Here is a 315-nt window from a genome sequence, read left to right as displayed (position 1 = left end):
GGACGCACCGCGACGGCACCGGGGGAGAGCAGGAGCGCGTCGTACGCCAGCTGGTACGAGCTCTCCGAGGTGGTCACCGAGACGGTGCGGGCGGCGCGCTCGAGCGCCGTGACCCGGTTTCCGGTGCGCACGGCGAGCGCGAGCGCCGCGCCCAGCGAGGCGGGCGTGTGCAGCAGCAGGTCGTCGCGCCGCTCGATGTCCCCGGACAGGTGGTAGGGCATCCCGCAGTTGGCGAACGAGACGTAGTCCGACTGCTCGATCACCACGATCTCGGCGCGCTCGTCCAGGCGCCGTGCGCGAGCGGCCGCGCTCATG

General features: G+C 73.3%; 1 protein-coding gene. It reads right to left on the bottom strand.

Translation table 11 applies throughout. From position 1 onward, the window contains the following. Positions 1 to 314, bottom strand: a 314-nt coding sequence (locus tag HP550_RS00010; protein WP_425484396.1) for an NAD(P)/FAD-dependent oxidoreductase, incomplete at its 3' end; no start/stop codon positions are given. Position 315: the final 1 nt, after the last annotated feature.

The organism is Cellulomonas humilata (genome assembly GCF_013359775.1).
Classification (GTDB): Bacteria; Actinomycetota; Actinomycetes; order Actinomycetales; family Cellulomonadaceae; genus Cellulomonas; species Cellulomonas humilata.
The sequence above is the reverse complement of the archived record's forward strand: the minus strand, read 5'-3'. Positions and strand labels throughout refer to the sequence as shown.